The sequence below is a fragment of the Bythopirellula polymerisocia genome, from assembly GCF_007860015.1.
Taxonomy (GTDB): Bacteria; Planctomycetota; Planctomycetia; order Pirellulales; family Lacipirellulaceae; genus Bythopirellula; species Bythopirellula polymerisocia.
In genome coordinates, this window is sequence record NZ_SJPS01000006.1 from 1 (window position 1) to 22,589 (window position 22,589).

The window sequence follows — 22,589 nt, forward strand, 5'->3', positions numbered from 1 at the left end:
TGCCACCACCTCCATCACAAGCCGCCAAGACCTCACGGCGAAATTCCTTCGAGTAAGCTAACATCGGTTCACCTCCTGTTTCTGGTGAACCTAGATTAACTAACTTACCTAGAGGGCGCTAGAGCTAATCGATGGACGCACTAGGAGGAAGCAAGTGCACATGTTTAACCTCTACCCTCTAACCACTACCCACTATACAAACTAATCCCCCATCTCGATATCGACCACAAAATCCCCTTCGAGGAAGTTTCTTCCCAGGAGCAGGGGATAGCTCATGTGGCCCCGATTGTTGAGTGTAACAACCACTTCCTTCTCGAAGTCATTCCAACGCAAGGTCATGGGGACTTTGTAGCGAGTCTCCCGCTTCTCGGACGTCTTCACGACCACGCATTCTTCGATCCGACTAGCAACCCAGTGAGATTCCTCGTCGTCATTGCTGATGAGAACTCGAATCTCTTTGCCTACGTTCTCTTCCATGGATTCGGCTTCGTCATCGACTTCCCACTCCTCGCAATGCATCGAGCAGGATGCGGCCCCCGTATCGACCCGAGCCTCAAACAGAAGTTCGCTCTGAGATTCCTGGACACGGGCGGTCGCCCCAATGGTGAGTTTGTCAACTTTTTCAATCCGAGCATTGCTCTTGGGCAAGTCGTCAAGCTCTACCTGATCCAAGACCGAACCTGTTGGATCCACCTTATCGAGGGAGGCTAGTTCCTCACGAGGCTTGTCTTTGCGAGACTTGCGAGCGCTGGTAGCCGAGACCAAGAGGTTAGTTTTCGACTTGGTTTTGTCGAGCTTCGACTTGGAATCCTTGCTGCTAGATTCAGCCTGGGATGGCTTTGCCAACTTGGGTGTTTCCTTGGCTATACCACTGGAAGATATCGTGGCCACAGCCCCAAAGAGCAAAATCACGAGAATCCTCGGGCAGTCGATCAATCGGAGCTTGCCGAAGATTCGTGGAATGTTGTTCATGATTTAATCCCTGGGTCGGCCGGAAAAAGCGGTGGCACACCGGCTTTCTCCCCAGGATAGCAGGTAATGAGGACGAACTACAATCAGAATTTCATTTCCCAAGGGGTTTTGTCGGTATCCACCAAATCAAATCGTCGTATTTGGGCACTTTTACCCCTTCAAGAAGGTCTTTTCAACTCTCCAAAAGTGGAACCCGGCATACCTGGGAACGTGGGATTAACCAGCAAGTATCATCCTCAGGCACTCTGTGGTCGCAAAGAAAGCCCTACAAATGTAGCGAAAATCATTGACTTTTCCTTCGCGGGATGCGATGCTGCTGATTGGTAAAAAATCCGAGTTACTCGTTGTGAGTATTTGACCTGAGGGCGGTTAGCAATATTTGTAGCTAATTGCCCGTATTTTATTAATGGGAGAACACGTCTAATGAAGAGAAATTCAATTCGAACCTTTCTGGCTTACGCTAGCATGTTGTTGTGCGCGGGTGCGCCGGCTTCCGCAGAAATGTTGTTTATCTTTTCCCCGGCACCGGGGGGAGGCGTGAAGGTTGTGGGTTCCGGCAGTGGATTTGCGGATAGGGTCGATAATGCAGGTGGTGGAATCCCCGTGACCGCCAACGACTGGGATGTGCAAGACATCATGCCGGGCTTCTTGAAGACCTCATTTACAACGAGCCAACAGTCCGCCACTTCCGCATCGGGATTGTTTACCAATGTCACTACGGGTGATTCAGCGACCATCAGCAATTTCAGTGTAGATCGCGATCCCGATTCGGCGGATGACATCGATTGGTTTACGGATCCTGTTTCGCCAGGTGGGGCTGCCCAATTGACATTCAATAATGGCGACGAATTTCTGTTTTCGCTCATGGCCTCGTTCGACGCGGCGACCTTGCCTTTTTCCGAATTGGTGATCGGGGAGTCGATCGACGTCGGTCACACTCAGGGCGCGGGAATCGCAGATGAGTCGTTCGGGATTACAACCGTACGAGTTGTCCCTGAACCGGCCTCGATTGCGCTCTTGTTTGGCTGTGTGGCTTCGCTGGTCGGTTGTCGGCGAATGCGTTAAAGAGTCGTTGAATGATAAATACACACCGGCGATGCCGTTGGCGGTTTCGCCGGTGTTTTTAATTGAGGAACGAGACAATGAAGCATTCCGTAAAAGCGTTTGTCGTTGGGCTAGTCGGCCTAGTCGCGGGGACGACTCAGGGAGCGACTTTCTTTTATACCGGACCCAATGGAGGGGAATTCTTCAACGAATCTAACTGGAATTCCATTTCAACCGGCGGGGGGACTTCGCCTCTGGCAGGGGAAATCGATCCAGATATTGGTATTCTGCACGATCTGATCATCGAAGGAAAATCTGTGATGGCCACGGGCCCCGCAGGTGCAAATGGCTTTAGGCTTGATATCGGAGCGGGCGGGATCCTATCACTATTGGCTGGCTCTGATCTGCAAGTCACGAATACCTCCTTCAATGCTCAATTTGAAATAAGCACTGGAGGAACCTTTGTTTTTGCAGATGCAAATTTAGGGGTCGATGACGACATCTTGTTACGAGGTACGTCCATGTTTTCGGGTGGCACGGTCGAATCCTTTGCCGATGACATCGAATTCATCAGCAGTGCAATTACAATCAATGGAACTGAGTTCACTTCTGATGACTCGACAATCTTCAGAGCAGAAATCACTCCGAGTGCCGGTTCATCAGTCACGGGGGCCACGTTCAATGCTGCTAGTCGCATCGGTGTCCGTGAGTTCAATGTGACCGTCACCGATTCTCATTTTAATGTTACTGGAGATGTCGAAGACGTCTTTGCTACAGATTTACCTACCGCAACTGCCGCTTTGACTCTGCTCGGCAATTCAACTCTTATTGCTGACCAAGTTCAGGAGGGAGTGCGTCTCATATTGGGCGATTCTTCAACGGCCACTTTGACCAATGAAGCCGATCCTGATGAGTTAACCTGGTTCACTGAGACATCAACAGCGACCCTAAACTCTCCTAATGCTCAATTGATTTTACTGAATCCACAAACGGACAGCTCTGCGGCCAAAATATTTAATGGTGTAACAGGGATGTCCTACGCTTCCGATTCGAGCACATGGATTCCCACGACCTGGAACGGCACCGACGCAGTAACGCTCAGCATTACCAGCCTGCCTTCAAATGCCGATTTCGACGGCGATGGCGACGTTGATGGCAGGGACTTTCTCATTTGGCAACGGGGTTTCGGGCTCACCGGTCAGACGAGCAACTCCAACGGTGATGCCAATGGTAATGGCACCGTCGATGGAGTCGACTTGGCTGATTGGCAAGCCAAATATGGCGGTGCCCCCCTGGTAGCGGCAGTCGCTGCCGTCCCGGAGCCCGCGAGCCTGCTGTTGATCATAATGGCAGTCGCAGGTTACAGTTGCAAGAGTTTCCGAAGGGCTTAAGTGTTTTTACCAAACAGGGTAGAAGCCCCGACCGATATACTGGTAACACAACGGGGCTATAAATGAGGATGAAATATGTCACGCCTTTTTGCAGCCGATTCTAATGCGCGTTCGATACGAAATCGGACAAGGCGAGGCTTTACTTTAGTCGAGCTTTTAGTCGTAATCGCCATCATCGGAGTACTGGTAGCGCTCTTGCTACCCGCTGTACAAGCTGCACGTGAGGCGGCCCGCCGTATGCAGTGTGTCAACAACTGTAAGCAAAGTGCCTTGGCAGTCATCAATTATGAATCGTCCCGCAAGGCCTTGCCTCCCGCCAGTTCACCTCCCTTAACCTTGGTCAATGCTACCGTTCCGTATCAGTACATTCTTCGTTCAGGCACCAACCATAGCTGGGTTGTCCACGTTCTGCCGTTCATGGAACAGCAAGCTTTGTACGATCAGTTTGACTTGAAAACCGCTATTGCTTCGACCAAAGGCAATCCTCAACCACAAGAATCGCAACCCTCCGCGCTCCTGTGCCCGAGTGATCAGTCCCAAGGTGCATTTTACGAGCACGATCGCACGAATGCTCCCGACACTGGAAAACGCTCCCGTTTCGGCAAAGGCAACTATGCAGCCTTTACTAGCCTGACCCATGTGGACTACACAAACTTTCCTGGTGCAATGGCTCTTTTAGGGCAGGATTTGGCACAGGTCCAGGATGGTACCTCGAATACACTTTTGGTTTCGGAAGTGAGGACGCGTAATCTCGAAGACGATGAACGGGGAGTGTGGGCATTGGCTTGGACAGGGGCTTCACTCATCTCCTACGATCTTCATCCCCTCAATGGACTTCGCACACAGGAAGAAGACGGATTTACACCTGATCCAACCTACCTAGGTACCGGACTGGCCAATGTTCCCAACGGCTTTCATCCAGACATTATCAACAAATGCACGGACAATGTCGGAGCTCTGGCTATCGGGATGCCCTGTGGAGACAATACTTTTTTCTCAGCTTCGCCTCGTTCCAATCATCAGGGAGGGGTAAATGCCTCCTTCCTGGACGGTCATGTTGGTTTCTTGAAAAACGACATCGATGAATTGGTAATGGCCTATCTGATCTACATCCGTGATGGACAGTCGGTTGATACTTCCAGTCTGTGAGCCAAGAAATATTCTTTAGCAGCGACAGAGTAATCCCAATGGCAAATTCATCCTTCGGTTCCGCATGGCCTGGAGTGACCGCAACCTTTGGAGTTCTTCTAATAATTGCAGGGCTCTTGATGCCGGCGATGTCGGATCCCGCGCAGGCCATTACTCAGGAACAGGCTGATGAATTCTACGAATCGGCGACTGCAATCGAACACGCTACTGCAAATCGGGCGAAGCAGATTCGTGAAAAGAAGGCTCCTGACAACGCTGAGCAGGCCCGTGAACTTCAGGCAGCCCGCGAACGCTTCACTGCCGCCAAGGAAGAGGTCGAGTCAGCCAAGGATGAACGTAAGAGCCTCGCTTTCTGGCTGAAAATGGGAGGGGTGGTATTCGTCGTCATTGGGGCAGGGGGCCTCTTTGCTCAAAAATCAGGTGGCTAATTCCTGTAGCGTCGGACAACGATTAGCCACCACTGAGGTCAATCACGTAATGCCTAGACCTTTTTGTCCTCATTCGTTGTCATTCCGAGTTTTGGTTCCTGCCTTGATGTTGGCAGTTAGCTTGGTTTCTTCCCTCCAAGCCATCCAGATCACGCTCGATTACACCCTCGACGCGTACAACGAGAACTGGTTCAACTCTGGAACGCCCGCCGGACAGGCTCGCCGCGCTGCCGTCGACACCGCTGCCGCGTTCCTCTCCGCCATCATTACCAACGACGACTGGAACAGCCTCTCATCTTTCAGCGGTTCGATCGGTTTATCAGACATCGATGCGAGCACGATCGTCGATCTCGCTGGTAACACCGTGTCCGGTACGGCGGAAAATGATGGAAGGGGCTTTTCCTACACGATCCCCACTTCCAACCGGTCCACCGTCGCCGCGAATGAATATATTATCTACGTCGGAGCCTTTGAGTTTGATTTCGGCACGACGGCCCATGCCAAAGCGATCTGGGATGGTTCCGATCGTCGCAACGCGGCTGGGTTTGCGCTAACGGAGTTCAACACCTGGGGAGGGCAAATTAATTTTGATACCGGTAACAACTGGTTCACGGGCCTGAATCCTGGGATCGATCCCACGGACGACTATGGAGTTCAGGACCCCAACAAAATGCCAACCGTGGATATCACTACGGACAACTGGGATTGGAACACCAGCTCCGACTCTTGGAAGGGCTTCCAGTTGAGTACCTTGGACCTGTCAGCCAACAACCGTACCGATCTCTACGCCACAGCGCTGCATGAGATGCTCCATGCCTTGGGAGGCAGCACGAGCAACATGCCCATCTACGTGGGTGTTAACGGCGGTGGCAATTTCACTGGCGAAAACCTGATGACGGTTTATGGCGGCCCCGTACCGGGTAGCGGGGGACACTTTGCCCAAAATGTACAGTCCAGAGTTTGGGACTCAGACAACATCATCTCTGAAGCCCTTCTGGATCCTAACTCAACCAGTGGTGTGCGGAAATACCTCACGGAAGTGGACGCGGCACTGCTCAAAGACCTTGGCTATCAAGTGCTCGACAAGTTCTCACCAGCCGACTTCAATCTAGACGGTCTCGTCAATGCCGACGATCTCTCGAAATGGCAAACTGCCTATGGAGTCGATAACTCGGCAGACGCCGACGGCGATGGAGATACCGACGGAGCCGACTTTCTCGTATGGCAACGCGAGATGGGGGCATTTTCAACGCTAGCTTCTAATTCCACAGCAGTTCCTGAACCGTCTGGCATGATCTTATTAGTATGTGCAGTAACTCTCTGCGTTCAGCACTCTTTTTCTCGCAAGCCAAAAGCAACGTGAGCCTAAAGAAATTTCCAAGGGGTCGATACTCTCCGATTGACTCGCCAGAGGCAAATCGCGGAATCAACGCTGACCTCCTACTTCTCCAATTCAAGTCCTGCTCGGCAAGCATGGACCTACTGAAAATTGGCCCAAAAATCGTTGTGGTATTTCTCTTGCCCATTTCGATAATGGAGCTTGCCACAGGTCAGGCGAACTCGCCAGCGCGATATGGGGGCCAAGGTTTGCTGAGCTGCTTGCCGTCACGTGAAATGGGAGGCTCAGTTGGCGAGGGGTTTAGTTTTAAAAACTCCGCCTTGTTCGTGATGCCATGAGCCGCGTAAGTCTTGACTCGCTAACGAGTTGAAGCGATTCGGACCCGGCGACAGGGGAGGGGTTTTTATTTTTTAAAAAAAGTTTTGACAAAAATATCACTCGCAATCCATCATCGATTCGCGCAGGCGCCACCGGTTCGCCGCTCCCATTTCGTTAGCCGCGACGCGTCCGACGAGTCTTACGAGTCAGAGCGAAGCGCGTAGATGGCTCAAAAATCGTGGTAGATATTGCCAACCCACATCGCGATAATGTTCGTCGCAGCGGAATCTCATTGGGGCAAATTGCTGAACTGTGGTCTGCGAGTTGAGAGCCGAGGGTGTGCGTACTCCTTGTCCGTTCACTGACTATTCCAGTGGCAGTCAGATGAGAGGAAACTCATATTCTCCGGCAAACGAGGGCTGAATTGCACGGCACAGTATGTGCATCTCGGATTTCCTTTTTTGTGTAGACTTAATGCAGTTTAATGCCCTCGAATTTTTCTCAGTGGTCTAATATGGAATCGCAACCCAGATACTACCGGCAGACGAAAATCGTGATCACCTTGGGGCCGGCCACAGAATCGGCTGAGCGCCTGTCACAGTTGATCGCTGCGGGTGTGGATATCATCCGCCTGAATATGGCACATGGCACGCGGGAATGGGTCGTGGAGGTCGTCGGACGAATTCGAGATGTCTCCCAAGAGTCGGGCCGTCAAGTTGCCGTCATGATGGATGTCAAAGGACCGGAAATTCGCACCGGTGACGTTGAGCAACCAATTGAGTTAGCTAAGGGCGATCTGCTCGATTTCCATACCGATTCGACTCAGGTGAAAGATCCGAATATCCCATGCGTTTCCGTAAACTACGCGGATCTCCCTCGGGATGTGGGATTAGGGCAGATAATCTTGGTCGATAGCGGCTTGCTGCGTTTTAAGGTAATTGCCAAGGATGAGCAAAGTATCCGCTGCGAAGTTCTCACGCCGGGCACACTAGGTTCGCGAAGACATATCAATCTGCCTGGAGTTCAGGTCGATTTGCCGTCACTTGCTAAGAAAGACGAGGCAGACTTGCAAGCCGGTGTGGCTGCGGGAATCGATTTTGTAGCTTTGTCATTTGTCCGCCAGGCCGAGGATGTTCGCACGTTGCGCCGTTTCTTGGATCAACTTGGATCGTCAGCAAAGATTGTTTCCAAGATTGAAGAGCAAGCGGGAGTCCGCAATATGGAAGAAATCATTGACGCGTCAGACGCGATCATGGTTGCCAGGGGTGATCTTGGTATTGAAATCGATTACCACCAATTGCCTCTTGTTCAGACCGAGCTTGTCAGCGCTTGCCAAGGCAAAGGGAAACCCGTGATCATCGCTACACACCTGCTCGAGTCCATGATCAATTCGCCGATTCCAACGCGTGCAGAGATTTCAGACATTTCGAACGCAGTTCGCGAACAGGCAGATGCAGTGATGTTATCGGGCGAAACAACGACGGGCTCTTATCCGTTGGAATGTGTCGAGGTATTCAAGAATATCATTCGCAGCATCGAACCTACGGTGCATGGGCAATTGAATTCGCGGATTGAACTCAAGGAGCCGAAGTCAAAAATGCTACGGTCGGCGGCTGTGTTGGCCCAAGAGCTGGGGCAATCGGCAATCGTGGTATTTACGCGAAGTGGCTTTCTCGCCTACGTGCTCGGAGCATTACGACCTTACGGAGTTCCGATTTTCGCCTTTACCGATGTCGAAAAGATATTTCGCCAACTCTTGCTCCCTTGGGGAGTAGAACCTTTCCTGATGGACTTTTCAGAGGATCCCGAGCAAACAATCCTCGATTCGCTAAGCGTACTGAAGCAGAAACAATGGTGTGCGCCGGGTACATGGGTCGTTGTGATCACCAATGCCTTGGCGAACGAGAAAGTCATCGACACGATGCAGTTGCGCAAAGTGGAGTAAGCAGGCGATAACGAGCCGAGCTATCACCCGGGTCCGAGGGAGGCAAGGTTCAATGTGTACCACAGTGGCCTGCTGCTAACGCACGGCGGCTGATGGGTTCGCGGTTGATGGAGGAGGCGTCTTGTCCGCAACCCGCGCCGCGGCGACCGCTTGTTGGGCGCTTAGTTTCTCGAAAACCAACGTCGTTTCGTCGCTCCAGTCGACAGCACCTGGTTTGAATTCGAATACGGTCGCGTCGATCGCGTCGGCGAAATGGACCTCGAAGATTTCGTATCGCACCAGCGGATCGGGGGCCGGTTTGAGGCCAGCGAGGGTCTCGGTGAGATAGGCATCGTCAGAGCGGCGGAATTCCGTCACGTAAGGGAACAGATTGCTCTGTCCCACCAGCACCAATACATGGTGGGGTAGCTGCTCCGGCCATGGGGCAGAATCCGGATTAGCGGCGTCGGACTCTGGGGACATGACTGCGAGTTGCTCTGGGCGCCATCTTCCAACGAGCGCGTTGACGGCCAGTCCATTGAGTTGCGTGGGGCGGGGGGAATCAAATTGGTATCTGGTCAGCAGTTCGGTGAGTAATTGGGATATCCCGCCCCGAAACTCTGCAGCGTCAAGGAGACTGGCTCGTTCAGTCAGATCGGAGGATAGTCGATTTGTATTGCGGAGACGATTTTGGAGATTGGTCACGTCGAGCCGATGGACCTGCCGACCGCTCGGCAGGTGGCGGTCTGTCCACAGATAGCGACCATCATACACCTGAACATAGCTAGCAGTTTCGCCGGCCACCTGCGTTTGCATTTCCCAGCGTGTCGTACGCTGGGGTCCAGCACCTTGCTGCCAAAAATGACCATGACCTAGCTGGGTTTCGCCCGCTAGCCGGGACTGATGCCGAAGCTTGGCGGAGACATTTGCCCGGCGTTCCATGGTCGCCAGAACCTCGGTCAGGAAGTCGTCTCCAGCACCCAGATTTACGCCAGCAGTTGACTGAGCATGTGCCGCCGTTGCTCCGCATGCCAGCATCAAGACGCTTATGAACAGGAAACCGCGGAGTGGTAAGCCACGCAAAATAGACTTCCTTTGCTGGTTTTGACGGATTTGCCAAAGATTCGGGTCGCAACGCGCCGACCAATAACCAACGGGAGAGTACCCGAACAACTCGCTAGGGAATTCTCGCATGGTTACGAAATTAGTTGGCTACAAGGACAAGCAACCGAGGTGAGCGGATTCTAATTGGACTCCGCCAGATCGGTCCACAGCAAACTCACAGCGGCCGTTGAAGTTCAGCGGTGCTAGCAGTGGGTGTGCTGAGGAATGCGAAGAGCCGCAGTACCAAACATATCGGAGCACGCAATGCCGCGGGCATTGGCAACTCCACAACCTCGAACGCTTTTACGCATGTTCGTGCGACCTGAGGGGGAATCGCGATGAAAAAACATTTGTTCCGATCAACGATTTGCCGTTCATTGACTTGCTTGTTGACAGCGCTGGGCACAGCGAACTGTTTGGCACAGCATCATTTGGCCTACAACTTGCCACCTGCTCAGCGTTTGATGGAGCCAGGCCCCGGTGTGGGCGGACCTGGCCCTGGAGTGCTGATGCCATCCGCTGGTATGGGAGGAGGCGGATTTGCTGCCGGGGCCTCACCAGCAGGCTATATGGGGGGTGGCGCATGTCCTCCCATGGGTATGAGTGCTGGTGCGACCTCTCAGATTGCATTCCTCGGTGTCGAAGGGGGTGAAGTAGCTTGGGACATCAGCGGACAGCAACTGTTCGACTCCGTGCCCCTGGTGATGCCAGGACGGCAGAATTTCCCCCAGGGCGCCATCTATCGATTAAAGCTCACCAGCTTGGCTGGTCGGGAAGGAGTAGAACTGTATCCCACGCTGGAAGTCGCTCCGGTGACCCCACGCACGGATGCCTATTTGGCCCACTCGCCGATCCCTGTGCAATTCACAGACGAGGATCTCGATCAGGTTCTCAGCGGCAACTTTGTGACCAAAGTCATTTATCTACCTGATCCTGAGTTTCAAGAATTAGCGCTCTCTGGTGTGGAAACCTTGGTCAGCACACGGCTTGATCCGGGTGTCGATCCGATTGCCGAGGCCGACCGCCGTGGTGCGATCCTGGCGATCTTGCGAATTGGTAATCTTGACCTGCAACTCGGCGGCAATCAGGGAATGGCCATGAATGATGGCGTCGAGCATGCCCAGTACACCGAAGGGGGTTCCTATTGCCCCGATGGTGGTCAGGGCTGCTACGGCGGAGGGCAGGGTGGCTATGGCGGAATGCCTGGTCCCCAGGGAATGTCCACTGCGGGCTTTGCTCCTCAGCCGGTACCTCCTCACATGGTGTCGGGCATGAGTACACCCCAATGGGGCATGCCAAGCGTTGGCACACCAATTGGGCTGCCTGGTCCACCTCACATCCCACTGGGACACGAAGCAGGCCTCACTAGCCATGTTGTCAAGAACCACACTCGCGTTCGGATGCCACCGCCAGTCCATGATGTGAATATCAATGTCAAGCAACGACCTGGAATGAATTACCCACGTCCTGTGAATCATGTGAATATTTCCGAAGTCAATCGCGCCGGATTCCGGGCCTGCGGTGGAACCGTGGCACCGGCTGTGCCATCAGCATTCAAACGGTTCTGCGCAGCGGTCACTGGTTGCAACGATGACTGCGAATGTGTTGATGATTCTTGCCAGTAGGATGTGTGGGTGGCAAAGGGTGAAGATTTGGCAAGTTTGAGAACGTCACAAACTACTAAACACCAACCTCTTACGACTAATATTTTTATGACAGCGGACCGCACAGCTCGGCAATGCGACTTCGGTCGCATGTTGGTCGCAGGCAAAATGCTGCTTGCAGCAATGGTTTGGCTATCGTCTGGCACCTGGGTGTCGGCGGCAGAAAAATCAGCGCATTGGCACCATGCAGGTGCCATGCCTCCGGGAGCGATTGGTCGCCAGCGACTGCTGAGAGGCGGTGCGTTGTCAGGTGCCTGTCAGCCGGTGGAGATTCGTGCCCCTCATGGAGCTCGAATCGCACCGGCGGCAGGGACCAGTTTTCTTGAAGGAGCTCCAGATCGGCTGCTTGTCGGTCTGGCGATCGGACCGGTCTATCGGTTTCGTGTCACCGAGATTCCTGAGCATCCAGGGCTAGAGGTCTTTCCCTCGGTGGAAATGATTGACCGCTTGTATCCGCCACCAGGACAGGCTCTCCGGTTTCCTGTGCCGATTGAATTGACACTCGACGAATTGCTGCAGGCTGCCGAGGGTCGCTTTATCACACGAGTGATCTACCTGGAAGACCCGTTGCTCGCACCGGCAATTGCTCGCGATGGGGAACAACTTCCGTGGGTGGAAGCGCGTCCCGGCGACGACCCGTTGGTGATGGCTGATCACCTTGGACGTCCACTGGCAATATTGCGCATGGGAGGGCGTGTCCCAGAAAATTCGATGTCCGACGCAGGATTCACATATGGTTCGCCGCAAGCGATCGTGCTGGATCAACCACCCGTTGAATTCGATCACGGTGCCGAGGAAACGTTGATCGTTCCCGAGGCCGATGTCCAACCCCTTCCCTGAAAAACAAACGCCGTGCAACCATCTGCCCACTACTATTCGACAACTCCCGATTCAGGGCGACCACCCGTGTGGTTCCGCTACATCGTCGTCGCGTTTGTGGTCTTGATTCTATGTTCCTGTCGGGCGATAGGACCACAGGGGCAAGTGGGATCGTATAGACAACCTGGTCCAGAGGCGAATCCCTTCGCGGCTGCACAGCCGCAGCGACAAGTCATGCCGGTGGTCTATCACCAGGATCAACATCTTCCTCCGCCCATTGAGCGACAAGCCGAGTATGCTGCCGGGATTCGCCCCGCCCAGTGCCAAATGCCGGGGTGTTCATGCTGCAATGGCTGCGGTGATTGTGGGATCGTGGGCCCCCGCGACGAATACCTGTGTGATGGCGGGGATTCCCGCCTGCCAGCAGGCGTGAAAGCAGACTGGGAAATCGTGGGCCTCGAACAGGAAGACACCGTGGCACACTACGACACGGTCGATGGCCGCACAATTATCACGCCCAGCAATCGGGTCTGCATTTATGCCCCCAGGTTTGGCGTGGTACGCCGCGTGATCGATCTGCACGAGTATGCCCGCTACGATGCGGCAATCGGTTACGGTCAGGCTACGGCACTGGCTAAGATCGATGAACGCGAGCGACCTGCTCACTCGATCAACAAGCTAGAACCAACCATCAATCGGGTACAAGATCCTGCCAGCTTGCTGCGAGAACGCCAGCAGCTTGGCGAGCTAGGTCGCGAAGAGCGACTGGCCGCAGAGATTGGTACCCTTTCACCGTATTGCGACCTGCAGGTCGTCAAGGCTGGTATCTTTGTTGGGGACGAAAAGGTAAAAATCGCTCGCTCAAGCCTGGCCGCGATCACTTGGACTGGCGACCAGTCTCCACAAATCACTGTTGATAGTCGCAACGCCGTGGCAGCAGTTAGCGATCGTCAGCCCGGCGTGATCTACCACCTTGAAGAACCCAACAAGCCTTGCCTACGTCTGATTAAGTTGGCCTCCTGTGGCTCGGCCAAGCAAGGCGAAATCGTCGAATTCACTTTGCGGCTCGACAACGTCGGCAACCGCGAGATGGGTAATGTCACGGTCGTTGACAATCTCACGACTCGGTTGGAGTATGTTCCCGACAGTGCCAAGGCGAGTGTTGCTGCCGACTTCTCAACCGAGCCCAATTCTGGTGGCTCAGAAGTCCTGCGTTGGGAGATCAAAGAACCTCTCGAAGCCGGCGCCGGTTGCATCTTGCAGTTCAAGTGCAAAGTGCTGTGAGAGTCGTCAATCGAACGGACTCGATCTCTAAGTGGGAGAGTCACGTCTATATTTTTTCCCCAGCGACGAAGCACGTCGGACAAAGGGTGTCGATGCGTGAACATGAACAACATTATGAGAAATGCGAACGCCAAAGAAACGATTCTTTGAGTCAACCCATCGGCTTCTGCGGGGGTAGTGTCAGTGATTCGGTACCAGGCAGCCACAATCTCGTGGTCAAAAACACACCAACGAAAAAGAGCATAAGAAAAGGGGTCAGCACTGGGAGCCAATTCCTCCTCTTATACCAAGGCAACTGCGGCACATAGGGCCATGATTCCCACAAGCAGGTTAGCAGTGAGAGAATCCCTGCGCATGTCGTCAAACCAACGACATTGGTCCAACTGATCTCTCGCTGGAGAGTAACTTTCATTATGGCCAGCAGAAGAAATACGCCAGCGAAAAAGTAGCTGGCAAAACTTTTCCAAGTCAGCCAGGATTGCTCGAGTCCCTGCTCGACTGCAACACTTTCTCTAGCAATGGCTGAAGAAGAAGCGATGCCCCTCAGATCGGTTTTGACATCGCTGGCATGCTGGTAGCGTTTGTCCGGCTCGCGCTCCAAACTCCGCAAGACGACTTCGTCAAGTCGGACGTCAATTTGAACTCTCCTGGATGGAGGTTCAAACCTTCCCATGGGGACTTCACCTGTTAGCATTTCATAGAACACAACACCCAGGGAATAGATATCTGCCCGATGATCGACCGCGTGTGTCCCCTTAATTTGCTCCGGGGCCATGTAGTTGACCGTGCCCATCACTTGGTGCGTGCCGGTAAGCCTGGTTTCTGGCTGTTCATCACTCAGCAGTTTCGAGAGGCCGAAATCGGCAATCTTTACGTTGCCATTCTTGTCAAGCAAGATGTTTTCTGGCTTGATATCTCGATGAACTACGCCTAGCCCATGGGCATACTGCAGTGCGTCGCACACTTGGGGGACGATCGCTAATGCCTCGTCGGGCTGGAGTTCACCAGTCTGGATAGTTTGTCGTAGATTTGCTCCCTCGACATACTCCATGATCAGATAAAACAGATCGTTGGTGACGCCGAAGTCGTGGATGGCAACGATATTGGGGTGGCTAAGTCGGGCCATAGCCCGCGCCTCTCGAGCAAACCGTTCAGCAAACGCAGGGTCGGCACCAAACTCAGGAGAAAGTATTTTCACGGCCACAATCCGATCAAGCCCAGGCTGTCGCGCTTTGTAAACGGCCCCCATGCCCCCTCGACCTAGAAGTTCCAGGATTTCCAACTGCGGAAAGTGCTCATTCAACTGCGAAGGCTCGGGTGGCACAAAGCCCTTGGCTGAAGTTCCGTCCCCTGCTGGCGAATAGGTCTCGGTTCGTTGCTGCCCTCCTTCGGAGCCCACGAGTCCGGCTGCCATGAGGCAACTTGGACATAGCCCCCCTGGAGAGAGGCTTGGGACGTGTTTTCCGCATCGGGGACAAACCGGTGAATTGGACATCGTTAAGGTCTTCCTAAGTGAATTGGTTCTATAGACCTCTAACGAATAACACGATCCAAGGTTACAGGTTTTCCCTCAATTACTGTGAAAGCACGGAAAACAGGTACTGAATTTCTTCGTCTACTTCCTCCGAGCCAGCCAGTGTTTGGGCAATTCCGGTTCGGAGTGCCTCCCGATATCGCTGACGAAGGCGATGGACGGCAACCTTGGCAGCCCCTGGCGTGACCCCCAGTTTATTGGCAGATTCAACAAGAGTGCCTTCAGATTCTCGCCCAACAAGGAAATCCTTAAAGACTTCGAATTGCTGCTCCTGGCCACGTTTTTTGTAATCGACACGCAACGAGTCAAGTACCGAATCTAGTAATTGCAGTGCCCACTTCCTTTCAAAGAGTGACTCGGGTGTCTCATTGTTTGTCGGCTCGACGGACAGGCGCGCCTCTTCAGAGTCAAAATCGAGTGAAAAATGCAACCGATCTCCACCTCGCTTGAGTGCTCGATCGTGCTGACGTTCGTTTGCTATAAAGTGCTTAAAGGATGTAAGCAGGAACGATCGAAATCGACCCCGTTCATGGTCTGCCGCTGCAATTGTGTGTTTCTCCAAGACGCTTACAAAAAAAGCTTGTGTGTACTCTTGGGCCTGATTAGCATCCGACATTCTGCGGCGGGCATATGCATACAGAGGCGGCCAGTAGCGCTGGCACAAACTTGAGAGTGCATCTCGCGCCGCGGAAGAGTCTTGACTTCCCGCGGCGGCAACAATGCTCCACTGAGTTGTTGCGAATTCAATGGAATGATTTCCATCGTGAGGAGTTGGAAATGTCATCGGAGTGCACTGAATCCTGACTGACGATTGCTCTCAGACGTCCAGATTACAATCAACAACCTCTTTCAACCTTCCAGTGTCCCCTTGGTGCTGGGCACGCCTGGCATGCATGGGTCGGACTCCACGGCCATTCTCATAGCTCGGGCTGTCGCCTTGAAAATCGCCTCAGCAATATGGTGGCTGTTGCGACCATAGTGCAGCAACACATGCAGGTTGCAAAGTGCATTCGCAGAGACCGACTGCCAGAAGTCTTCGAGTAACTCGCTATCAAAGTCGCCAATCTTGGCCGCCGGCACCGATGCGCGATAGGCCAACACGCTTCGACCACTAAAGTCGACCGCCACGGTTACTAAAGTCTCTTCCATCGGCAACGTGAAATGACCATAACGGCGAATTCCTGCCTTGTTGCCTAACGCCTCGCGCAAGGCGAGGCCAAGGCAAATGCCGGTGTCTTCGACGGTGTGATGCTGGTCGACGTGCAGGTCTCCCTCAGATTTGAGCTTCAGGTCGAACGCTCCATGCTTGGTGAAAAGGTCGAGCATGTGATCGAGAAAGCCGACACCGGTCTGGACGTCAGCAACGCCTGAGCCATCGAGACATAGATCGATCTTGATCTTCGTTTCGTTCGTTTTTCGTTCCAGACTTCCGCTGCGTGCCATAGTGACTCACACATTGCTTCTAGTTCTCGATAGCCGCGACCCAACTTAGTCGCAGGTGCCTGACTTCCATCTTATCACGGACCACCCTGCAAGGGGACGGGTTCGAAGGCCGCGAATCCCCGAGAGAAACGCCGATTTGGCGGTTTGTCCCCCTGACTGTTATAATCGATTTCGCCGGCGCTGGCCGACACTCATTGCTAATCCTTGGAGGGTATTTCGATGGCACCTATGAAACGCCCGGTGCAACCTGAGCACCACCACCCCTTTGAGAATAGTCACTCGCTTACGCACCTGGCTCACCGCTGGCATGTACCCCGCCGCAAGATTCGCGACCTGCTCAAATCGGGAACTTTGCCGTTTGTCGATTTAGAAGGGCAGTTGCGGGTTCCTGATCCTGCGGTGCAGGCATTTGAGAGCCATCAGCGACAGCACTTGGAATGAACTGGTGTTCTTTATAAGGTCCAACCAGGTGCTCGCGCTCTAACCAGCTCAGTTAACTTGAGTAGCGTTGGCACGTCGAGTTGCTCGGTACGAGCTTCTTCGGAGAGTTGCATTTCGGCGAGAATCTCATCCACTTCGGTCTTGGAGAGGTGATGTTTAAGCGCCGCCACGACATTGGCGCGGAGGAATTTTCGGCGGTGGATGAAGATTGCCTTGACAAATTGGTGGAAAAATCGCAAGTCGGGGACACTGTTGCGCTTGACAGGATCAACTACGATTCGCACGATGGCCGAGTCGACCTTGGGCATTGGCCAGAATACGGTTGGTGGCATGAGTCGCACGATTTCTGCATCGGCCTGGCACTGCATCCACACACTTAGCGCACCGTAGTCCCTGCTCCACGGTTGGGCCACGATGCGGTCGCCCAGTTCTTTCTGGATGGTGGCCACCATCGTGTGGGGCACATGTTCGCACAACAAGAGATTGCTCAGCACTGGGGTCGCAATGTTGTAGGGCAGATTGGCCACCAGCTTGAAGCGGCTGTCAGGGGCTTCGGCCAGTCTTTCGCCCACTGCTTCCATCACGCGACTGTCAAAATGATTCTTATTCTTAAGGGCATCGATATGGAGCATCGTCACATGCGGGTAGTCGATGAGATGTTCGCTAGCGAGTTCAAACAGATGGCCATCGATCTCGACCGTGATCACAGCCGCAGCCTTCTCCGCCATCAGCGTCGTCAAGGCTCCGGTGCCCGTGCCAACCTCCAACACCACGTCCTGATTTGTAAGGTCGGCCGCGTCGATGATCACACGGTGGAGATTCAGATCGATGAGAAAATTCTGTCCGTGCCGCGTCGCGGGGGATATCCCCATCTCGCGGAAGCGATTCATCAAAAAGGTCTTAGTCTGGCGGCTCATTGAATTTGTGATTTGTGATTTGTGATTTGTGAGGGGTGAGGGGTGAGAGGTGAGAGGTGAGGGGTTGGTGGTGAGCCGGGTCGTCCTCGACCTCGGTTGATCAAAGGGCTATTTTTCGCTCTGCCAGGCGAGTTGTCGTGCTACGTACTTGGCCAATACGTCGGTTTCTAGATTGACGGAGTCACCTTCCTGCTTGAGGCCCAATGTGGTCACTTTGAGAGTGTGAGGAATCAGGGCGACGCTGAAACGGTTTCGCTCCACGTCGACTAGAGTGAGACTCACCCCGTCGACAGCCACCGAACCTTTGCTTGCCATCTGCCGAGTGAGATCACCCGGGACATGGAACCAAAACTTGGACCATTCGGCATCATCGATTCGCTCTTCGACCGTTCCCACGCCATCGATGTGACCTGTTACGAGATGACCCCCGAGCTCGTCGCCCAGGCAGAGAGAGGTTTCCAGATTTACCCGGTCGCCAACGCCAACCTTTCCCAGTGTTGTGCGCTGCAGGGTCTCCTCGCCGGCTTCGAATGCCAATGACTCATCATCGAGCGACACCACGGTCAGGCAGCAACCGTTGATTGCAATACTATCACCGACCGCCGATCTGGCTGCGGTGAGAGCATCGATGATTTCGAGTCTCACACCCGGTCCCTGAGACACCAAGGCTCGCACCGTCGCCAAACTTTCGACCAGACCAGTAAACATGGCTACACGGCCTCGCCAGATACTGATTTCTTTAAATTCGTCTTTTCGCGAGACAGCTTCCAGAGATACTGCGCTGCAGGGATTGCTACGTAGATCCCGCACACAAACGGAACGATATACCATCGAAATGTCACCAGGAGCATGATGATAAAAACCAACCCGACCACATGAGCAAAGCTGCGTCGTCCTCGCACGAATTGAGTGATGATGTGTGGGTAGGGGATCCGTGAAACCATCAGTACGGCGATCACCACTGCGCACAGTGGCAGCAAACGTTGTAACCACCAATCGTAGCCAGCGAAATTCTCGAAATTGATCTCGTTCCGAAGTGTGTAGGAAAACATGGCCCAACTCGCGATCACCGATGCCGCCGCAGGAGTGGGAAGTCCGGCGAAAGTGCCGTGATCGTCGTCTTCATCGGTCTCCACATTGAAACGCGCCAATCGCAGGGCCGCACAACAAGCGAATAGAGCCGAAATCGTCCAGACGGCTTCGCGGTGGACGCTCGTGAAATCAGGGCACATTTTCACGAGTAAAATGGCTGGTGCGACGCCGAATGAAACGATATCGCAGAGGCTATCAAGCTGGCCCCCGAAATCGCTCGTAGTACGTGTAATGCGGGCGACCTGGCCATCGAACATGTCAAAAAGCATGGCAAGAAAAATCAACCCGCCACAAAGCATGAGATTGTGCGTAGGGTCGATGCTATCGAGCAGATGCCGATAGGTTTCTAGCTTGGGCGAGGGCAAGATGTCGACCGTTCCTGCCTTCGCAATGCGGCTCGCCACGACAATCGCAAAAAAACCGCACACCAGGTTTCCCAGTGTGAAGAGGGTTGGCAAGACATTGATTGCACGAATGGGTCTCATGCGATTTGGGTGAGTAAGTGAGTAAGTGAGTATGCAGAATGTTTCTTGAGTCTCGAAATAATAGCTCAACGGTAACGGGCCAAGATTGTACTGCCGGCAAGCACCCTGTCACCTACTGCCGTGGTTACTTCGACTGCATCCCGGGGCAAAATTAGCTCTGTCCGGGAACCAAGTTTGATCATACCAAATTTCTCACCCCGCTGGACCTCCTTACCAGGCCGAAGTGTGCAGACAATTCTCCGGGCGATCAGCCCAGAGATGGCCCGCACAGCCAATTTCTGCTCGGGATGGTCGATCTCTTCCATCCCGATCCACATGTATTCATTGCGGAGTGCACTTTCAGGGTTCAATGCATTGAGAAATTCTCCTGGCTTGTAATGCATGTCAACGACTCGCGCCGCACGTGGAGCGCGATTTACATGCACGTTGAAGATCGAAAGAAAGATGCCGATTCGCATCGCGGGGCCATCGAAGAAATCGTAATGATCGAGTTCCGTGACCTCCGCAATCGTGCCGTCTGCTGGAGAGACTATGGCAGCAGGGTCCGCGGGAATCTCTCTCACTGGGTCACGAAAGAAATAGATAATGAGCACGAGTATGACCGCCGGAACCACGGCTAGCCATTGCCACCAACAACCGAGCCAGAGCAAGAATCCAATCATAGCGAGCAAGGGCCATCCCATGATCTGTAGCTCGGCGAGCCCCCAGCGGGCGAACGGCAGGCGGTCGCGCCACTTAAAGGGATCATCTACTGAGAGCCAATGCGCTGAGCATAGGTTTTCGCAATACTTGAGATCGCGAGGATCGAGAATCTCATGCGGCGCCCCCGCAAGATCGCCCTTACGCAGGGAGGCCAATCGCTCGACGTACCCTCCGCGAAAAGTCCGCAAATAGAACCGCCGCCAGCGGCCCCATGCGAGCTCGATCTGGTAGCAAATACCCCCACCCGGTTGCACACTGCTAATGTTCTCCGGCAGGGGAGGGTAGGTGCCTTGGGTTTCAGATTCCGCCATTAGATTACCGAACTATTTCGCAGGGTGGGTAAACTTCCCAGAGTACACACTCGAATCCAATTCACAAGCGGCAAGCTCAACAATGGAACTTCTCTGGGAATCGATTTGGCTTATAATCTGAGTTGAACAAGGAGATTCGCCCATGCAAACCGCCGAAGTTATAGCCATTAACGATTCCCTGGGGATTATCCTATCGCAGGAGATACTGGACAAGTTGCAAGTCGGCGCGGGAGATTCCGTGCATATCTTGGAAATACCCGATGGCATGAGGCTCGTTCCATACGACGCAGAGTTTGAAAGACAGTTTAAGCTTGCCGAGAGGGTAATGGAAAAAAGGAGTGATGTTTTACGCAAGTTGGCTGAGTAAGGAATGGCTCAATGATAACTTCGGGATTTTGGGGTATCCCCTGAGTCGGTTTGAACAGGAGGAAAGAGAGGCAACGGAGGAATGGAAAAGTAGGTTTGAAGTTGAAATTTTACTTATCGACTCTCTGTTAGCTCCGTTACCTCCTGTTCCATGATTTTTGGTTACGGCAAAGAGCTGCGTGGTACCTCAAACGCTGCGCCAATCACGTCATGATTGAATTCAGAAGCTAGTAAAAATAAGGGATGCAGTGGAGAGGCCTTTCTAACAGAGAATACAAAGTAAACGGAGCGGTCCTATTGCTTCCAAAGCCAGGCGAATAACTTCTGTTATCGAAATAGAGACGATATTTATGAGTCGCTTCTTCCCAACGCATCACCCCAACAGCGGGCACGTATCAAACCACTGGCGTCCCTGAGCGGTCATCCAATCGAGGCATTCTTCGGGTCCCCAGAAACCGGGGTCGTACATAAACAGTGTCGGCTTGTCTTTAGCCTCCCACGCTTCCAGGATCGGATCGCAGATCTTCCAGGCGGCCTCTACTTCGTCGGCCCGAGCGAACAGGCTGGCGTCTCCTTCGAGGGCATCGAGTAGCAGTCGCTCGTAGGCCTCTGGCATTACACCGCGAAATTCTTTCTGGTAATTGAAGTTCAAGTCAGTTTGACGCATACGCATTCCAGCGTCAGGGACTTTGGTTTGGAAGTGCAGTTGAATCCCCTCAGCCGGCTGAACTTGTATCACCAAGCGATTCGCCTCTCCTAGTCCAGTAGGCGTGTCAACAAACAGCTTCTGCGGTGGGGCATAGAACTGGATCACGATCTGCGTAGTTCGGCAAGACATTGCCTTGCCGCTTCGCAGATAAAATGGTACCCCTTGCCAACGCCAGTTATCGATTCCCAGTTTGAGCGCGGCAAATGTCGGTGTGCGGCTTGTAGGCTTGACCCCTTCCGAGGCTGTGTAGCCCCGATACTGACCGCGAAATGTGTCGGTACGTACTTGCTCGGCATCTAGCGGACGAATGGCATGGAGCACTTTCACTTTTTCATTGCGAATGGCATCCGCTTCATACCGCACGGGGGCCTCCATAGCCGTCACCATCAACAGTTGCAGTAGATGGTTTTGAACCATGTCGCGGACCACGCCGGCCGAATCATAGTATCCGGCACGGCTCCCAACTTCAACTTCCTCGGCCACGGTTATCTGCACATGGTCGATATAGTTTCGATTCCAGATCGGCTCAAATATTGTATTCCCAAAGCGCAGGACTAATAAGTTCTGCACCGTTTCTTTGCCGAGATAATGGTCGATCCGATAGACCTGATGCTCAGCAAAAACTTCATGGACTGCTTTATTCAGCTCCTTAGCACTCTTCAAATCCCTGCCAAAGGGTTTCTCGATCACCACGCGCCGCGGACCATTGGTTTCGCAGGCCATGCCCGCTTGTCCAAGATGTTCGACAGCAGGCAGGTAAAATCTTGGTGCCGTGGAAAGATAGTAGATTCGAGTGCCGGATTCGCCCCCTTCAATCTCATCGACAAATTTGGCCAGAGCGGCAAAATCCTCCGCCTGTCCGATATCCCCTGGTTGGTAATAAATCCGCTCAGCAAACTGGGCCCATTTCTCCTGGTCGAATGAATCCCCTGCAAACTTCTCCGTCGACGTGGCAAGTTCCGTCCGCCACTCGTCATGAGAAAACTTGGTCCGAGACACACCAACAATATTCAGCGGTGAGGAAAGCCGACCTTTGCGAAATAGCTGATATAAGGCAGGAATCAATTTGCGACCTGTTAAATCACCAGAGGCACCGAAGATGACTATAGTCGCGGCCATGAATAAGGGCTCCGAATCGTCGCGCAAGGGGATA

The 22,589-nt window shown here is 53.4% G+C and carries 21 protein-coding genes; 11 read left to right on the forward strand and 10 right to left on the reverse strand.

Going from position 1 to position 22,589, the window contains the following annotated elements; genetic code table 11:
* Positions 1-201: 201 nt before the first annotated feature.
* Entirely contained in the window at positions 202-972 is a 771-nt protein-coding gene (locus Pla144_RS17590; protein WP_146452023.1) for a putative ATP-dependent zinc protease, read from the reverse strand.
* A gap of 423 nt (positions 973-1,395) precedes the next feature.
* On the opposite strand from Pla144_RS17590, the gene Pla144_RS17595 reads away from it, so the two are divergent.
* From Pla144_RS17595 to pyk, 6 genes are all read left to right on the forward strand, one after another.
* A complete protein-coding gene (locus Pla144_RS17595; RefSeq protein WP_146452024.1) occupies positions 1,396-2,037 on the forward strand; it encodes a hypothetical protein in 642 nt (213 codons plus the stop codon).
* Positions 2,038-2,114: 77 nt separating this feature from the next.
* Entirely contained in the window at positions 2,115-3,407 is a 1,293-nt protein-coding gene (locus Pla144_RS17600) for a dockerin type I domain-containing protein (protein ID WP_146452025.1), read from the forward strand.
* A gap of 75 nt (positions 3,408-3,482) precedes the next feature.
* Positions 3,483-4,556, forward strand: a complete 1,074-nt coding sequence (locus Pla144_RS17605; protein ID WP_146452026.1) for a DUF1559 domain-containing protein — start codon at positions 3,483-3,485, stop codon at positions 4,554-4,556.
* A gap of 38 nt (positions 4,557-4,594) precedes the next feature.
* Complete coding sequence (locus Pla144_RS17610; protein ID WP_146452027.1) at positions 4,595-4,984, forward strand: hypothetical protein; 390 nt, start codon at positions 4,595-4,597, stop codon at positions 4,982-4,984.
* A gap of 106 nt (positions 4,985-5,090) precedes the next feature.
* Complete coding sequence (locus tag Pla144_RS17615) at positions 5,091-6,347, forward strand: hypothetical protein (RefSeq protein ID WP_146452028.1); 1,257 nt, start codon at positions 5,091-5,093, stop codon at positions 6,345-6,347.
* A gap of 808 nt (positions 6,348-7,155) precedes the next feature.
* Complete coding sequence (gene pyk / locus Pla144_RS17620; RefSeq protein ID WP_146452029.1) at positions 7,156-8,586, forward strand: pyruvate kinase; 1,431 nt, start codon at positions 7,156-7,158, stop codon at positions 8,584-8,586.
* A gap of 75 nt (positions 8,587-8,661) precedes the next feature.
* On the opposite strand, the gene Pla144_RS17625 is transcribed toward pyk, so the two are convergent.
* On the reverse strand, positions 8,662-9,648 hold the full coding sequence (locus tag Pla144_RS17625; RefSeq protein WP_146452030.1) for a hypothetical protein: 987 nt from the start codon (positions 9,646-9,648) through the stop codon (positions 8,662-8,664).
* A gap of 359 nt (positions 9,649-10,007) precedes the next feature.
* Between Pla144_RS17625 and Pla144_RS17630 the strand changes: the two genes are divergently transcribed.
* The 3 genes from Pla144_RS17630 (at position 10,008) to Pla144_RS17640 (ending at position 13,436) form a co-directional block, all read left to right on the forward strand.
* Positions 10,008-11,294, forward strand: a complete 1,287-nt coding sequence (locus Pla144_RS17630; protein ID WP_146452031.1) for a hypothetical protein — start codon at positions 10,008-10,010, stop codon at positions 11,292-11,294.
* Between the two features lie 87 nt (positions 11,295-11,381).
* Positions 11,382-12,173: a hypothetical protein gene (locus Pla144_RS17635; RefSeq protein WP_146452032.1), complete on the forward strand. Its 792-nt coding sequence runs from the start codon at positions 11,382-11,384 to the stop codon at positions 12,171-12,173.
* Between the two features lie 12 nt (positions 12,174-12,185).
* Positions 12,186-13,436: a DUF11 domain-containing protein gene (locus Pla144_RS17640; RefSeq protein WP_197530786.1), complete on the forward strand. Its 1,251-nt coding sequence runs from the start codon at positions 12,186-12,188 to the stop codon at positions 13,434-13,436.
* A 151-nt stretch (positions 13,437-13,587) separates the two neighbouring features.
* On the opposite strand, the gene Pla144_RS17645 is transcribed toward Pla144_RS17640, so the two are convergent.
* From Pla144_RS17645 to hisB, 3 genes are all read right to left on the reverse strand, one after another.
* On the reverse strand, positions 13,588-14,850 hold the full coding sequence (locus tag Pla144_RS17645; RefSeq protein ID WP_231936426.1) for a serine/threonine-protein kinase: 1,263 nt from the start codon (positions 14,848-14,850) through the stop codon (positions 13,588-13,590).
* Between the two features lie 160 nt (positions 14,851-15,010).
* Positions 15,011-15,754 carry an RNA polymerase sigma factor gene (locus Pla144_RS17650; RefSeq protein WP_146452035.1) on the reverse strand — a complete coding sequence of 248 codons (744 nt, stop codon included), beginning with the start codon at positions 15,752-15,754 and terminating at the stop codon, positions 15,011-15,013.
* A gap of 65 nt (positions 15,755-15,819) precedes the next feature.
* Positions 15,820-16,413, reverse strand: a complete 594-nt coding sequence (hisB, locus tag Pla144_RS17655; protein ID WP_146452036.1) for an imidazoleglycerol-phosphate dehydratase HisB — start codon at positions 16,411-16,413, stop codon at positions 15,820-15,822.
* A 219-nt stretch (positions 16,414-16,632) separates the two neighbouring features.
* Here hisB and Pla144_RS17660 point away from each other — a divergent pair, with 219 nt between their 5' ends.
* Positions 16,633-16,854 (forward strand): helix-turn-helix domain-containing protein, encoded by a 222-nt coding sequence (locus Pla144_RS17660; RefSeq protein ID WP_146452037.1) that lies wholly within the window; start codon positions 16,633-16,635, stop codon positions 16,852-16,854.
* Between the two features lie 11 nt (positions 16,855-16,865).
* On the opposite strand, the gene rsmA is transcribed toward Pla144_RS17660, so the two are convergent.
* The 4 genes from rsmA to Pla144_RS17680 form a co-directional block, all read right to left on the reverse strand.
* Positions 16,866-17,771, reverse strand: coding sequence for a 16S rRNA (adenine(1518)-N(6)/adenine(1519)-N(6))-dimethyltransferase RsmA (gene rsmA, locus Pla144_RS17665; RefSeq protein WP_146452038.1), 906 nt, complete (start codon positions 17,769-17,771; stop codon positions 16,866-16,868).
* Between the two features lie 108 nt (positions 17,772-17,879).
* Positions 17,880-18,479, reverse strand: a complete 600-nt coding sequence (locus tag Pla144_RS17670; protein WP_146452039.1) for a riboflavin synthase — start codon at positions 18,477-18,479, stop codon at positions 17,880-17,882.
* 2 nt (positions 18,480-18,481) lie between these two features.
* On the reverse strand, positions 18,482-19,348 hold the full coding sequence (pssA, locus tag Pla144_RS17675) for a CDP-diacylglycerol--serine O-phosphatidyltransferase (RefSeq protein ID WP_146452040.1): 867 nt from the start codon (positions 19,346-19,348) through the stop codon (positions 18,482-18,484).
* A 65-nt stretch (positions 19,349-19,413) separates the two neighbouring features.
* A complete protein-coding gene (locus Pla144_RS17680) occupies positions 19,414-20,361 on the reverse strand; it encodes a phosphatidylserine decarboxylase (protein ID WP_146452041.1) in 948 nt (315 codons plus the stop codon).
* Positions 20,362-20,503: 142 nt separating this feature from the next.
* Between Pla144_RS17680 and Pla144_RS17685 the strand changes: the two genes are divergently transcribed.
* The gene (locus Pla144_RS17685; RefSeq protein ID WP_197530787.1) at positions 20,504-20,728 is read left to right on the forward strand and encodes a hypothetical protein; all 225 of its coding nucleotides are present in this window, start codon (positions 20,504-20,506) and stop codon (positions 20,726-20,728) included.
* 372 nt (positions 20,729-21,100) lie between these two features.
* Here Pla144_RS17685 and zwf read toward each other — a convergent pair whose 3' ends face one another.
* Positions 21,101-22,555, reverse strand: a complete 1,455-nt coding sequence (gene zwf, locus Pla144_RS17690; RefSeq protein WP_146452042.1) for a glucose-6-phosphate dehydrogenase — start codon at positions 22,553-22,555, stop codon at positions 21,101-21,103.
* Positions 22,556-22,589 lie beyond the last annotated feature (34 nt).

Bases quoted from the DNA above. Each gene is read 5' to 3' on its own strand.
- Pla144_RS17650 (WP_146452035.1), bottom strand. From the start codon at position 15,754: ATGACATTTCCAACTCCTCACGATGGAAATCATTCCATTGAATTCGCA.
- Pla144_RS17615 (WP_146452028.1), top strand. From the start codon at position 5,091: ATGTTGGCAGTTAGCTTGGTTTCTTCCCTCCAAGCCATCCAGATCACG.
- pssA (WP_146452040.1), bottom strand. From the start codon at position 19,348: ATGAGACCCATTCGTGCAATCAATGTCTTGCCAACCCTCTTCACACTG.
- Pla144_RS17685 (WP_197530787.1), top strand. From the start codon at position 20,504: ATGCAAACCGCCGAAGTTATAGCCATTAACGATTCCCTGGGGATTATC.
- Pla144_RS17670 (WP_146452039.1), bottom strand. From the start codon at position 18,479: ATGTTTACTGGTCTGGTCGAAAGTTTGGCGACGGTGCGAGCCTTGGTG.
- Pla144_RS17610 (WP_146452027.1), top strand. From the start codon at position 4,595: ATGGCAAATTCATCCTTCGGTTCCGCATGGCCTGGAGTGACCGCAACC.
- Pla144_RS17635 (WP_146452032.1), top strand. From the start codon at position 11,382: ATGACAGCGGACCGCACAGCTCGGCAATGCGACTTCGGTCGCATGTTG.
- Pla144_RS17605 (WP_146452026.1), top strand. From the start codon at position 3,483: ATGTCACGCCTTTTTGCAGCCGATTCTAATGCGCGTTCGATACGAAAT.
- Pla144_RS17630 (WP_146452031.1), top strand. From the start codon at position 10,008: ATGAAAAAACATTTGTTCCGATCAACGATTTGCCGTTCATTGACTTGC.
- hisB (WP_146452036.1), bottom strand. From the start codon at position 16,413: ATGGCACGCAGCGGAAGTCTGGAACGAAAAACGAACGAAACGAAGATC.
- Pla144_RS17680 (WP_146452041.1), bottom strand. From the start codon at position 20,361: ATGGCGGAATCTGAAACCCAAGGCACCTACCCTCCCCTGCCGGAGAAC.
- Pla144_RS17590 (WP_146452023.1), bottom strand. From the start codon at position 972: ATGAACAACATTCCACGAATCTTCGGCAAGCTCCGATTGATCGACTGC.
- rsmA (WP_146452038.1), bottom strand. From the start codon at position 17,771: ATGAGCCGCCAGACTAAGACCTTTTTGATGAATCGCTTCCGCGAGATG.
- Pla144_RS17600 (WP_146452025.1), top strand. From the start codon at position 2,115: ATGAAGCATTCCGTAAAAGCGTTTGTCGTTGGGCTAGTCGGCCTAGTC.
- Pla144_RS17595 (WP_146452024.1), top strand. From the start codon at position 1,396: ATGAAGAGAAATTCAATTCGAACCTTTCTGGCTTACGCTAGCATGTTG.
- zwf (WP_146452042.1), bottom strand. From the start codon at position 22,555: ATGGCCGCGACTATAGTCATCTTCGGTGCCTCTGGTGATTTAACAGGT.
- Pla144_RS17660 (WP_146452037.1), top strand. From the start codon at position 16,633: ATGGCACCTATGAAACGCCCGGTGCAACCTGAGCACCACCACCCCTTT.
- pyk (WP_146452029.1), top strand. From the start codon at position 7,156: ATGGAATCGCAACCCAGATACTACCGGCAGACGAAAATCGTGATCACC.
- Pla144_RS17645 (WP_231936426.1), bottom strand. From the start codon at position 14,850: ATGGCAGCCGGACTCGTGGGCTCCGAAGGAGGGCAGCAACGAACCGAG.